Here is a 13,778-nt window from a genome sequence, read left to right on the forward strand (position 1 = left end):
AAGTTGGATTAGATTTGGTCGCCATCGCAAATAGTTTCTAACCCCAGAGAGACAAACGAATCCCTACATAGGAGGAGAATACGCCTTATGAAAATTAATGGATTTTTATTTACAATTATATTGACCGGACTGCTACTGATTACCACACTCGGAGACATCACACACGCCCAAGACGAAGAAGACTGGATGCCGGATCCCTACTTAGAGCGGGCGGTCCGTAAAAATTTAGGAATTCCCGACACAATACCGATACATCCCGCAGATATAGCGGAATTATCCCATCTACATCTAATAACAGAACACAATATTCAGCGTTTGAAAGGGCTCGAACATGCCGTGAACCTTAGGGACTTGATTATCGACAGAAGTGAAGTCTCAGATTTAGCACCCCTTGCAGGACTTGAGAATCTACAGGCCTTAAGGTTGAATTATAATCGCATCACGGATATTTCACCCCTTTCTGGGTTGGTGAACCTACAACGCTTGCAATTGCACAACAATCAAATTGTAGACATTTCACCGCTCGCAGGATTGATAGGGCTACGAGACTTACGAATGAAAAGCAATGAAGTTGTGGATATTACACCCCTTTCTGGGTTGGTGAACCTACGATACTTGGAATTACAGGGCAATCAGATTTCAGATATCACACCGCTTCAAGGGTTAGTGAACCTTGAGGTGTTGATCCTCGGAGGAAATCCGATTACCGATTTTACACCCATTTACGGGCTTGTCGAAGTCGCCGAAGTAACAATAGAGATCGGCGGGATACCTATAGACTTTGAAACACTTCAGAGACTGAATCCAATAGACCGTATTGTTTGCGATATAGAGAGAGAACCGATACGTCCTCGTATTGAAAACAGGACGTATCCGTCTATTTTTCAAGTAACATGTGCGTATATTATCAACCGTCCAGAACTTTCTTGGTTGGAGAGCATAGCATACGATCTATATTCCTGCGGGTTGTTCGGAGCGGAATTTTTTCAAGGTCCAGACGGCCTGGTTCTCAGGATCCGTGAGAAGAGTGGGGAAGCCGAAGGAATACGCAAACGGCGTCCAAATATACTTTTCCTTGCAAGTATAGGCTTTCATGGTGCAGGCGTAGACAAGTATCCAGAGGATTCGCCGTATTGGTTCAGAGATAAATCTGGAAATAGAATAATAGATCGCAGATGGGGGACTGTTGCTCTCCTGGACTTCAGGCATCCTGATGTTCAAAAACGGGTTATAGAGGAGGCACGTGAGCTTTCGAGATGTGGGATTTTTGACGGAATAGCCATAGATAAATGGGCATCGTCTGGACATGGAGATATGCCCCGAGAAGAACACGTTGCCGCAAAGGATCGCATGATACAAGGCATTCGTGATGCCGTCGATGATGATTTCTTGATACTGGTAACGACGGGGAACGATATTATACCGACGCGGCATCATGCGGAATATATCAATGGTTTTTTCATGGAAACGAGTGAAAATTATGAGGGCGGTTATACGCACGCAGGACTCTTTCACATCGAGAACACGCTGTCGTGGGCTGAAGAAAACCTTCGAGAACCTCAAATCAACTGTTTGGCAGGCAGGGGTGTTCGCAACGAACTGCTGGATTCTCCGAGAAATCTACAATGGATGCGTCTGTGGACGACAATGAGTCTGACACATTCTGACGGCTATGTCGTATTTACGATGGGTGCCAACCCTGGCCATCCCCCCCACCCTTTTGAATTTTGGCCAGGTCATGCGGATCTTCATGCACAGGGCATACGTCACAATCACCAAAACACCCACTACCACTATGACTTCTGGGATGCGGACTTGGGTCGCCCGGTCGGTGGTGATGAAACGAAAGCGCAGCTTTATGAGAATCGCGAGGGGTTGTTTATCCGAGAGTTCACTAACGGCTGGGCGGTCTATAATCGGAGTGGTGCAGCACAAGAGATAGAACTTCCGCAGGCGGTTTCCGGCTGGTCGAGTGGTGTAAAAGATAAACGTCGGCATACGTTGGCGGATTTGGACGGCGAGATTTATTTGAAAGTAGGAACGCCTCTTACTGTGGATGTCAATAATGATGGCGTTGTGAATATACAAGATCTGGTGATTGTGGCGAATGCGTTGGGGGAAACGGAACCGGATCTGAATGGTGATGGCATTGTCAATATCCAGGATTTGGTGATTGTCGCAAATGCGTTTTAAGAAAGGACATTAACGTATGACAATAAAAGAAAAAATGTGTAAATCATTGTGGTTTCAGTTGTTCCTCGCGTCCGTTGTGGGCATACTTTTCTATAATGCTTCCGTCCATACAGAAGATGCTGAGGACTGGATGCCGGATCCTGCGCTCCGCGAGGCTGTCCGTGAGAAACTCCGAATCCCTGATGGTATACCGATACATCCCGCAGATATGGCAGCATTAACAGTTCTGCTGGCAGAACGCGATATTCAGAGTTTAAAAGGACTCGAATATGCCATCAATCTTGAATTCTTGCATATCAGTAGGTGTGAAGTCTCAGAGTTAACACCGCTTGCAGGACTTGAGAATTTACAGGTCTTGAAGTTGTATAATAATCGCATCACGGATATTACACCCCTTTCTGGGTTGGTGAACCTACAACACTTGGGATTACAAAACAATCAGATTTCAGATATTACACCCCTTTCTGGGTTGGTAAACCTACGACACTTGAAAATACACGGCAATCAGATTTCAGATATTTCACCGCTCGCGGGGTTGGTAAACCTACAAGAATTGGAAGTGGGACACAATCAAGTTGTGGATGTTTCTCCGCTCGCAGGATTGATAGGGCTACGACACCTGAATTTAGAGCATAATCTTATCTCGGATTTGACACCCCTCGTGCCTCTAACGAATTTGGAAATCCTTTTGATATTTGGCAATCCTATTCCATTAGGAAACCAAGTCACGGTAGAAGTTCCACATCTGAAAGCAGCGGTCGCTGGTGCTATTTGTGAGATTCCAGTACCTTCCTATACAACTCCCGTGACAGAACGTATAAACACTCGCAACTACCCCTCTGCTTTCCTGTCGCATAAGAGAGCGGGCGACCCTGAACAATATCCAAGTACATTCGATCAGTTCATCCGCTACGATTTCTCTTTCAGGTCTGAACCGTTCCATCCACTGACTAATCTACATACCTTTAATTCTCCATTTGGTGGTGCGGTCCGGGGTGGGGACCTTGGTGCTATGGCAAAACTCCCAGAAATTCATAGGGATGCGATTCGTGAAAATCCGAATATGATATTCATTGTTGAGATCGCATATTTCGATGGTCGTTTTTTAAATCTTCCTGACGATTCACCGTATTGGTTCCGAAATCCCGACGGTTCGATAGCCGTTCGTGAATGGTACATAGATGAGTCCGGGAACCTGGATGGAGAACGCCTTGTCAATTTCACACATCCCGATGTTATCGAAATAATAATTCAGCGAACAATTGCAATTGCAAAGTGCGGACTGTACGATGGTATCTGGCTGGATCGTTGGCACCCTGATTTTGGTGGTGAACTGAGTCATCTCGTCTCACCAGAAGCTGAACGGAATGCAAGGCTCCAAATACTTCAAGGCATCCGGGCAAATGTCCGAGAAGATTTTTTGATTATAATCAATTCAAGGCGAGAATTTCCGCATTTTGCGCCGTATATCAATGGTGTTTTTATAGAAGCGCACGAGCCAAATCCAATCTACACATATAAAGATTTGTATCGTTTTGAGAATCTTATAGAGTGGTATGAATCGAACTTGAGAGAACCCGCTTTTACACTCTTATGGGGTCAAGCGGCGCATAAACCTCCAAGAAGCCAACGCGTAATGCGCCTCTTTACAACGTTGAGCCTGACACATTCAAATGGATATGTGTCCCTGAGTGCGGAACCTCATCCCCTTGTAACCTACTATTATGACTTCTGGGATGCGGACTTGGGCCGTCCGGTCGGTGGTGATGAAACGAAAGCGCAGCTTTATGAGAATCGCGAGGGGTTGTTTATCCGAGAGTTCACTAACGGCTGGGCGGTCTATAATCGGAGTGGTGCAGCACAAGAGATAGAACTTCCGCAGGCGGTTTCCGGCTGGTCGAGTGGTGTAAAAGATAAACGTCGGCATACGTTGGCGGATTTGGACGGCGAGATTTATTTGAAAGTAGGAACGCCTCTTACTGTGGATGTCAATAATGATGGCGTTGTGAATATACAAGATCTGGTGATTGTGGCGAATGCGTTGGGGGAAACGGAACCCGATCTGAATGGTGATGGCATTGTCAATATCCAGGATTTAGTGATTGTCGCAAATGCATTTTGATAGGACTTACGCAAGGCGCAATAATGCACTTCGCATTTGGGCGAGTACGCCGCAGAATTGCGCCACTACGAACCGGATCGCCTTTGAGAAACACACATATTTCTAAGGTTCATCTGTTTGTAGTGATGCGATTTATCGCATCTCTGCGTAAGTCCTGTTTGAAAAAGGAGATTACATTATCTTATGACAATGAGAAAAATATATCGTCCATCATTATGGTTTCAGTTGTGCCTCGCGTCCGTTGTGGGCATACTCGTCTATAATGCTTTTACCTATGCGGAAGATGCCGAAGATTGGATGCCGGATCCCCACCTACAACATGCCATCCGTGAAGCACTCGAAATCCCTGATGGTATACCGATACATCCCGCAGATATAGCGGAATTATCCCATCTACATCTAATAACAGAACACAATATTCAGCGTTTGAAAGGGCTCGAACATGCCGTGAACCTTAGGGACTTGATTATCGACAGAAGTGAAGTCTCAGATTTAGCACCCCTTGCAGGACTTGAGAATCTACAGGCCTTAAGGTTGAATTATAATCGCATCACGGATATTTCACCCCTTTCTGGGTTGGTGAACCTACAACGCTTGCAATTGCACAACAATCAAATTGTAGACATTTCACCGCTCGCAGGATTGATAGGGCTACGAGACTTACGAATGAAAAGCAATGAAGTTGTGGATATTTCACCCCTTTCTGGATTGGTAAACCTACAATGCTTGAAATTACATGACAATCAGATTTCAGATTTGACACCGCTTGTGGGATTGATAGGGCTACAGGAACTTCGTTTAGGGAGTAGTTTGATCTCGGATTTGACACCGCTGGCAAACTTACAAAACCTCAGAGTATTAAGTCTACAGGGCGAGCAGATTTCAGATGTTTCACCCCTTGCGGGATTGGTAGGGCTACAGGAACTTATTTTAGAGAATAACGCCATCTCAGATTTCACGCCCCTTGTGAGTCTAACGAATTTAAAAACCTTTGTTATCTATCCGAATCCGATTCCATTAGGGAACCAATTTATAGGTATAGACGCATCGCATCTTCAGGCAGCAGAAGAAAATTTTATCTGTGAACACCCAAGACCTTCCTATACAGTCCCTGTGGCGGAACGACTTAACAATCGCGACTATCCGTCTGTTTTTCTGACACATAAAAGGAGCAACTATGAAGAAGATCCGGATCCATTCAATCAGTTGGTCCACTACGATTTCTCTTTCATGTTCGAGCCGTTCCATCCACTTGTTCATCCACGTACCTTTAATTCTCCATTTGGTGGTGCGGTACGGACTGGATCGCATGAAACGATAGCACATCTCTCACACGTCCATAGGGAGGCGATCCGTGAAAATCCGAATATGATATTTATTGTTGAGATTCCATATTTCGATGGGCGTTTCTTCAACCTTCCTGAAGACTCGCCTTATTGGTTCCGAAATCCTGACGGTTCGATAGCGCGTCGTTTATGGAAAGTAGATCGTCTCGGTAACGAATATTGGGAACCCCTTCTCAATTTTACACATCCCGATGTTATCGAAATAATAATTCAACAAACTGTTGCGATTGCAAAGTGTGGACTCTATGATGGTATCTGGCTGGATCGCTGGAAGGAGTTGGAGGGCGATTTTCGTGGCGAACTCAGCCATCTCGTAACGAAAGAAGATGAACTGAATGCAAGGCTCCAAATACTTCAAGGGATCCGTGAGGCTGTCTCAGATGATTTTTTGATTATGGTCAATTCAAAGGCAGAACTTCCACAGTCTGCGCCGTATATCAATGGTGTTTTTATAGAAGCTGGTGCTCCAAAATCAATCTACACACATAAAGCTTTGTATCATTTTGAGAACATTATAAAGTGGTATGAATCGAACTTGCGAGAACCCGCCTTTACACTCTTGTGGGGGGCCGTTGACCATAAACCTCCAACAAGCCAACGCACGGTGCGTCAGTTTACAACGCTCAGCCTCACGCATTCAGATGGGTATGTCAACGTGAGTTCGGGTACTCCGGATGGTAGGAGTCTTTGGTATGATTTCTGGGATGCGCCTTTGGGTCGTCCGATCGGTGGCGACGAAACCAAAGCGCAGCTTTATGAGGATCGCGAGGGGTTGTTCATTCGCGAGTTCACTAACGGCTGGGCGGTGTATAATCGGTCTGGTAAGGAACAGGAGATAGAACTTCCACAGGCGGTTTCCAGCTGGTCAAGCGGTGTGGAGCATCAACGTCGGCATACTTTGGCAGATTTGGATGGTGAGATTTATTTGAAGGCGGAACTCCTTCCTACGGTGGATGTCAATCGTGATGGTATTGTGAATATACAAGACTTAGTTATTGTCGCGAATGCCCTTGGGGAAGCGGAACCGGATCTGAATGGTGATGGTGTTGTGAATATACAGGATTTGGTGATTGTCGCGAATGCGTTTTGAAAACCGCTTGTGCTAATTGTTTGACAGAGGCATTATGTAGCATAGGAGACCGTTAGTCTCCTGTGCCATAAGACGCACAATCTCACAAATGATGCTACAAAATCAACGATAGGGCACATCTTTAAGGAACCCAAGCCAATTAACTGAGGGTGTTTCATTGTCTGAAAACCCTTCATTGCAAGCAAATTTCATCCTCAATCTTTCCCATCATCAATATTTTCGTGCTTGCCCTCATTTCGTCCTCACCTCGTTCTCATCTCATTCTCATTACGCAACATTTAATCGGATGCAAATAAGAACGTCTGTAGCGTTGTGTGCTAACACTTCCGGACTTTACATAATTGACGGTTTATCACGTCCTGAAACCTAACCTTCCTTCCGGATAACCGTTAAAAAATAGAAATTTTCATTTTTTTTCAGATTATGCACGTTTTCCCTACCCAAATTACGTCTTTAGAAATCAAGCGATAAAACAATCGTTTTGTTTACTGATTTTCGTTTATAGCAAAATCCGAAAATAAGTTTACACTTGTCCCATAGAAAACTGTTGGTTTCCTGTGCCATTTCATAGAGGTTATTATAAATATGTTTCTGAAAACAAACGCCCTCATCACCAAACGATCCAAACTTCTGCTTGGGGTCTTTATATTTTTCAATATGTGTGTGTTTAGATTTGCTTCAGGACCTGTCGAAGCTGTTAGTGGTGGTTTAGTTGCTGTCGGCATATTGGTACTCATGATTATGGAGTCCAAGATCGGTATGATTGTCGTAGGGTCGCTGATAGTCGGTAGCGGATCATTTCTGTTCGGACACATGCTCGGAAGACTTTTAGGATGAAGAAAACAACTCTAACCATTCTCATTATTGTTTCTCTAATCGGATTTATTGCTGGATACCTCACAGCTGTACTGCCCTGTGATCATTGCAAAATTGTGGTTTTGAAGGTAGGAAGGCAGCGGGTTTGGGTGGAAAGATTTGAGAACGCGGACAATCATGTGTGTTGGTTACAGTTTATAGTAAAACCTAAAAATAAAGAGACACTTTACCTCCCCCCGGTAGGGTTTTTGATAGGGTGTTTCTTCGCGGTTTCCTAACCGAACCGGTGTGGAGTGTCCTGTTAATTCTAAACTTTACTATAAAATGTGTTATACTTCATGATTACGACAAGCATCAATCTTTCCGAAGAGAGACAACCATAAATAATTTTCATTTTTTTCAGATTATGCACGTTTTCCGCATCAAAATTACGTCTTTAGAAATCAAGCGATAAAACAATCGCTTTGTTTACTGATTTTCGTTTAAGGTTTTAAAGGCTTAACATTACGGTTGTATGCAGAGGAGAAAAAGATGTCAAAAACTTTTAACTCGGAAACTTTTCAAAAAACGTTTGACGCGTATGTCCGAAAGTGGCATATATCGGAAGCAGTTTTATTGATTGTGGCTTTCCTGCCTTTCTTGGCGTACGGCATAGTGAAATGTTTGGAATTTTCCAAAATAGAAATTACACCATTTCTAAATGCCTGGCATTCATGGGTACCTATCTTGGGTGACATAACTTTTGGGGCAGTAGCATCTGGTCTTATCTCTTTTGGATCAATCTCTTTTGGAGCGATCTCCTTTGGAGCGATCTCTTTTGGACTTGTTTCGATTGGTGCTATTTCCTTTGGTTGCATAGCTATTGGCAGTTCATCTTGCGGAATCATCTCGATCGGTGTAACATCCGCGGGCGTTTTTGCTTTTGGAAATGCCTCCGCTGCTGGACTTATCGCCATTTCTACAGGTTCAACCGGGGTAACGCCCCGGGTTGGTGGCACTGCTTTTGGGATTATAGCGATCGGTCGGCATGCAAACGGCGTATACACGCTTTCCTATGACAGAAAAGGCAACGGTGTTTATCAGTTTTCACCGGAACGTCAAGATATAGAGGCTGTTGCACTGTTTACTCGCTGTCTCCGAAAGTTTAAGAAGGTGTATGCATAACCGCCTTAAACTGACATGCGGAACAACCGTTCAAGGTTTTTGAAGACCTAACACTTGGAGGTAATTAAAGATGATCAGCAGAATTAAACACGCCATCGTGGTATTATTTGTCCTTGGTAATTTTTCTCTCGCTTTCGCTGCGCCGCCTGAGGTGACACGCTTTACCTTAAGTAACGGCATTAAGGTCGTCAATCTCTACGTTGAGGATTCCACGGATGTCGGAATTTTCAGTTATTTGCCCCTCGGACTTGTTGCTGATGGTAAGGCAAAAACACAGTGGAGCCATCTCATTGAGCATCTGGTATTACGCACCACGGGACCCATTAGCAATTATATGGAACGTAATGGGCAAACAACGTACCATGGAATGCATCTGGACTTTATGGGCACAACGGACAATTGGGAGCAAGGTTTAGAATTGCAAACCAAATGGCTGTCCAATTCTCCACTTTCAGAAACGGATTTAGTTGAAGAATTACCCAGAGCCTTAAGTGAACTCGACTTTGTTACCAATAATCTGCATACCGGGCTCTTCGCTATGGCAGCGTGGAACCAAGTTTTTCGGCATGGCGAAACCGATATAGCGATGCGCGGTGCGATTGAATCCGCCGAGTTGAATGAGCTACAAGCATACAGAAACCGCCACTTGGTCCACGCAGATCGCGTGCTTTTATGTGTCATCGGTGGGATTGCATCCGAAACATTGCAAACAGCAATGGAAGAACAACTCGGGCAAATTAAATTAACTGCTAACACGCTTCCGAGTGCAACAACACCAGCAGCGGAAAACAATCGGCGTGCTACTTGGGACGTGAACGTAACGCATTATATGGAAACTTATGCAATTCCGAACGCAACACATGAACACTACCCTGCGTTTTTTGTAGCGAATGTGCTTTTGAATCAATCACTCATGATGGATTCGGAGCTAAAGCAGCTGACGGGTAGTATCTTCTGCGGTGTAGATCTCATCACGCCCGAACAGACATATTTGTTCGTCACAGCGGCACTCAAACCGGATTCAGATATAGAAAAGGTTCAGCAGCGGATTGGGCAGCTGATAAACCCGTTAAAACAGCCAGAGAACAATTGGCAGGTTGCAATGATGGCTCCAGCACTCTCCCAGCAATTCAGTGCACCCATGGATATAGAGATGGTAATGCAGCAGCACAAACCTGCAGGTATGACAGAAACTATGATGCTTGGGAACCTGGGTTTACAGTGGGGTTTGCTTGAATACCAACATGGTGATGCCTTACCTACGTTTGCGAACGCGCTTGCCAATGTCTCAGCGGATGATGTCGCCGATGTTGTTAATCGGTATCTCACCGAAGATGCGCGGATGACGTTAGTTCTCACACCGCGGGCATCGGAGTGATATAAGACATTAGCAGCAATGCTGTTGTTTGTGTTGATGCATTATGGAGAGCCCTGATGGATAAAAACGACGTTCAGTTGATTCACAACATCCTATCTGGCGACGATGAGGCGTTTAGCACCTTGGTTCAAAGATACCAAAAGAGTGTTCACGCCTTGGCGTGGCGGAAGATCGGTGATTTTCATTATGCTGAGGAAATTATGCAAGACACCTTCCTTCAAGCCTATGAGAAACTCCCGACACTCAAGAATCGCAATCAGTTTGCGGGGTGGCTGTATGTCATTACAAATAATCTATGCACCGATTGGCTCCGAAAGAAGAAACCTGCGATGCAATCGCTGGGGGACGCGTCTGTGAAAGCTATAGATAAGTTAACCTATGAGCGTTATATATTGGAACAGCGCGAGACAGAAGCAACTCAGCATCGTCATGAAATCGTCAAGCAACTTCTGGAAAAATTACCAGAGAGTGAACGCACGGTGGTGACGCTCTACTATCTCGGCGAGATGACCACGAAGGAAATTGGCAAGTTCCTGGGTGTATCGGTGAACACCATTACGAGTCGGCTTCAGCGGGCGCGGGAGCGTTTACAAACATCAGATGAACGCTTGATTAACGAAACGCTTGCCGGTTGGCAATTGTCTGGTAACCTCCTTGAGAACATCATGCGGCAAGTTGCTGACATAAGACCCGTATCACCGCCAACAGGAAAACCGTTGTTGCCATGGATGGCTCTTGGTACAGCGACGGTTTTGGTTATATTGCTGCTCGGTGTGAGTCATCAATATCTCGCCAGATTTCAGAGACCGTATAGTTTCGAGGCACAGTCGGAACCCACTATTGAAATTATTGAGGCAGTTGTCGTTCTTGAAACTGATGCAAAACCGGATATGCGAAATCAAATCGGGCAGGCTGCTATCCCCGGCAAAAACAGTAGTGTCGGTTCACAGGTCTCTGAGGAGGTCATCGTCCCTACTGCATCAGAGGATTTCCCGAATCTTTTTACTTCTAATGTTGTCCCTAAAGTGACACGCTTTACGCTAAGCAACGGTATCCGGATTGTCAATCTCCATGTCGAAAATTCCACGGATGTCGGTATCTTCAGTTATTTACCCCTTGGACTTGTCACTGACGGGAAAGCAAAGGCACAGTGGAGCCATCTCGTTAATTACCTGACACTCCGAACTGCAGGTCCTATTGACTACAAAACAAATAACGGTGAAACAATGGTTGACAATATGCGCATGGATTTCATCGGTAATACGGATACATGGACGCAAGGTTTAGCGTTACACGCGAAATGGCTCGCCGGTCTACCTTTTTCGGCAGAAAGTCTCGCTGAGGCACGTCCGAACGTTTTGTCCCAGATTGACTATATCGAAGCCAACTTAGTAACGCATAAGTTGGCAAAAAGTGCGTGGAACCAAGTCTTCCGGCACGGTGAAACCGATATAGCAATGCGCGAGGACATTCAATCGGCGCAACTCAGTGAACTCGAAGAATATCGCGATCAACATCTGGTCCAAGCAGATCGCGTCCTTTTGTGTGTCATTGGCGGCGTTAATCCTGAAACACTGAAAGAAACTATGGAGAAACAACTCGGAACTATTAGCTTAACCGAGAAAACGCTTCCGCGACCGACAGCCCCTCAAAAGATAGCGAAAGATCAAAACGCCACTTGGGATGTCAATGTAACGCATTATATGGAAGCCTACCCGATTCCTCGCCCTGAAAACGGAGACTATCCAGCACTCTATATCGCGAGTCTGCTTTGGCGGTTAGCTTGTACACAGGATGCCCAATTGAAGGAATTGACAGGTTACATTCATTGTGGCGTTGATCTCGTCACGCCTGAACAGGTATACCTATATGGCAGTGCTTCGCTCAAGCCGAATGCAGATATAGAAAGGGTAAAACAGCGAATTCGAGAGTTGATGAACCCCTTAAAGCAAGCCCAAAACAATGCACAGGTTCCTATGATTGCGCAGTCTCTTTCCACAGAACTCAGCATACCGCCAGATATGAAAACGCTCATGCAACATAAACCCGAGAATCTGCCAGAGAATCTGATGCTCCTCCAGCTCGGTGTGAGTTGGGGGACAATAGAATACCAGTATGGTAATACCTTACCGCAGCTTGCGAGTGCATTCACCGATGTTGCCGCGGCTGATGTTGCCAGCGTCGTTAACCGATATCTAACTGAAGATCATCGGATGACGTTACTTCTCACGCCACAACCAGGCGTTAATCCCCAGACCCAGTAGGGTGTTTTTGCCAGGGGATTTCTGCGAATTTCTTCACGGCTTCCTAACCCTACCGGGACTGAAAGGGGAAAATCAAACATCTATGAAATCCAATAATTTATCTAAAACTAAATGCCACTACACTCACTGACTTGCTTTCACAATAGTGTGCTGCTCAGGTTGACCATCAACAATTTTCAACACGCGGATACCTGCAGCAGGTTTGATAGGATGACGGTTCTCATCAAAGCCGGAAATAGCTGTCGCACCTTGGTAGTTAGTGATAGCAGCAACCGCGTCCCGAATCATAACAGGGTCGGTTGATTGCACGTTTTCAATCGCTATTGCCAATAACTTCATCGCATCGTAACCTAACGGCGCAATACCAATAGGCCGATCTTTAAACATTGTTTCATAAGCAGCAATAAAATCTGCAGCAAGATCATCCGAGATACTACAATAGTAGGAATTTTCGAGCGGCGTGTTATCTTCTAAAATGTCTAACATCAACGCATCATCCCAACCATCACTGCCGATAAAGGTGGACTTAATGCCCATCTCCCGTGCTTGCTTCACTATGATGGGGTTCTCTGGCGGAAAACTTGCGAGCAGCAGAATATCAGGGCTTGCCTCTTTGATGATCCCAAGTTGTCCATCAAACATTGTATCGCCTTGTTCATAGATTTGATTGGCAACAATGCGACCGCCAAGTTCCTTGAAATTTGCATCAAATGCGTTAACGAAACCTTTAGAGTAGACATCCCCGTTCTGCCAAATCATCGCTGCAGTTTTCTTGCCGAGGTCGTTCACCACAAAACCTGCCATCACTTTTGCTTGTAACGCATTTGAATTCGCCACGAGAAACAGAAAATCTCGCGGATCATTCCCAGTATTCGTCACATCGGCACCTGTTGCCCCCACAATGACAGGGATATTGATGATCGGTCCAACTTTAACAGCACTACTTGAAAACATCGGACCTAATATAGCGACAACATTTTCCTTCTCAGCTAATTCTCTCGCAGAATCAGCAATGCTTCCCGTTTCTACTTTATAGATAAGCTCTACCTGCCTCCCAAGCACACCCCCCGCCTTGTTGATTTCGGCTAAGGCAAGTTTTGCACCATCACCAAAAGTGGCATAATTTAGCAACGGATGAATCAAACCCACTTTCAGTATAGGCATCGGCTCTTCAGTTATTCCAACATCTTCCGTGCTCTCCTCCGCAGCAAGGTAAGCGACTGAGAGAACGAATAATACGTATAGTGTTAACCTAAAAATTTTCGGATTCATAAATTACTCCTATGTTTTTAGACCAACGCACTCAGCGCAGGACAGTCTAATATTCTGTAACTAAAATAATGTAAACACAACTTAAACTTTTTCAAACACACGTTAATATGTACTATAGTTTTGACAATTTTAA

The 13,778-nt window shown here is 45.0% G+C and carries 8 protein-coding genes; 7 read left to right on the top strand and 1 reads right to left on the bottom strand.

From position 1 onward, the window contains the following. The first annotated feature begins 87 nt into the window (after positions 1–87). From OXH00_07165 to OXH00_07195, 7 genes are all read left to right on the top strand, one after another. Positions 88–2,193, top strand: a complete 2,106-nt coding sequence (locus OXH00_07165) for a leucine-rich repeat domain-containing protein (protein MCY3740781.1) — start codon at positions 88–90, stop codon at positions 2,191–2,193. A 16-nt stretch (positions 2,194–2,209) separates the two neighbouring features. Then, a complete protein-coding gene (locus tag OXH00_07170; protein MCY3740782.1) occupies positions 2,210–4,315 on the top strand; it encodes a leucine-rich repeat domain-containing protein in 2,106 nt (701 codons plus the stop codon). 183 nt (positions 4,316–4,498) lie between these two features. Beyond that, entirely contained in the window at positions 4,499–6,751 is a 2,253-nt protein-coding gene (locus OXH00_07175) for a leucine-rich repeat domain-containing protein (GenBank protein MCY3740783.1), read from the top strand. Between the two features lie 585 nt (positions 6,752–7,336). Beyond that, positions 7,337–7,588 (top strand): hypothetical protein, encoded by a 252-nt coding sequence (locus OXH00_07180; protein ID MCY3740784.1) that lies wholly within the window; start codon positions 7,337–7,339, stop codon positions 7,586–7,588. 510 nt (positions 7,589–8,098) lie between these two features. Then, positions 8,099–8,731 (top strand): hypothetical protein, encoded by a 633-nt coding sequence (locus OXH00_07185; GenBank protein ID MCY3740785.1) that lies wholly within the window; start codon positions 8,099–8,101, stop codon positions 8,729–8,731. 70 nt (positions 8,732–8,801) lie between these two features. Next, positions 8,802–10,109, top strand: a complete 1,308-nt coding sequence (locus tag OXH00_07190; protein ID MCY3740786.1) for an insulinase family protein — start codon at positions 8,802–8,804, stop codon at positions 10,107–10,109. A 56-nt stretch (positions 10,110–10,165) separates the two neighbouring features. After that, complete coding sequence (locus OXH00_07195; protein ID MCY3740787.1) at positions 10,166–12,373, top strand: sigma-70 family RNA polymerase sigma factor; 2,208 nt, start codon at positions 10,166–10,168, stop codon at positions 12,371–12,373. A gap of 123 nt (positions 12,374–12,496) precedes the next feature. Here OXH00_07195 and OXH00_07200 read toward each other — a convergent pair whose 3' ends face one another. Beyond that, positions 12,497–13,645 carry an ABC transporter substrate-binding protein gene (locus tag OXH00_07200; protein ID MCY3740788.1) on the bottom strand — a complete coding sequence of 383 codons (1,149 nt, stop codon included), beginning with the start codon at positions 13,643–13,645 and terminating at the stop codon, positions 12,497–12,499. Between the last annotated feature and the right edge of the window lie 133 nt (positions 13,646–13,778).

Source organism: Candidatus Poribacteria bacterium (assembly GCA_026706025.1).
GTDB lineage: Bacteria > Poribacteria > WGA-4E > WGA-4E > WGA-3G > WGA-3G.

Excerpts from the sequence above, each read along its gene's own strand:
- OXH00_07165 (MCY3740781.1), top strand. The coding sequence starts at position 88 with ATGAAAATTAATGGATTTTTATTTACAATTATATTGACCGGACTGCTA.
- OXH00_07170 (MCY3740782.1), top strand. The coding sequence starts at position 2,210 with ATGACAATAAAAGAAAAAATGTGTAAATCATTGTGGTTTCAGTTGTTC.
- OXH00_07175 (MCY3740783.1), top strand. The coding sequence starts at position 4,499 with ATGACAATGAGAAAAATATATCGTCCATCATTATGGTTTCAGTTGTGC.
- OXH00_07180 (MCY3740784.1), top strand. The coding sequence starts at position 7,337 with ATGTTTCTGAAAACAAACGCCCTCATCACCAAACGATCCAAACTTCTG.
- OXH00_07185 (MCY3740785.1), top strand. The coding sequence starts at position 8,099 with ATGTCAAAAACTTTTAACTCGGAAACTTTTCAAAAAACGTTTGACGCG.
- OXH00_07190 (MCY3740786.1), top strand. The coding sequence starts at position 8,802 with ATGATCAGCAGAATTAAACACGCCATCGTGGTATTATTTGTCCTTGGT.
- OXH00_07195 (MCY3740787.1), top strand. The coding sequence starts at position 10,166 with ATGGATAAAAACGACGTTCAGTTGATTCACAACATCCTATCTGGCGAC.
- OXH00_07200 (MCY3740788.1), bottom strand. The coding sequence starts at position 13,645 with ATGAATCCGAAAATTTTTAGGTTAACACTATACGTATTATTCGTTCTC.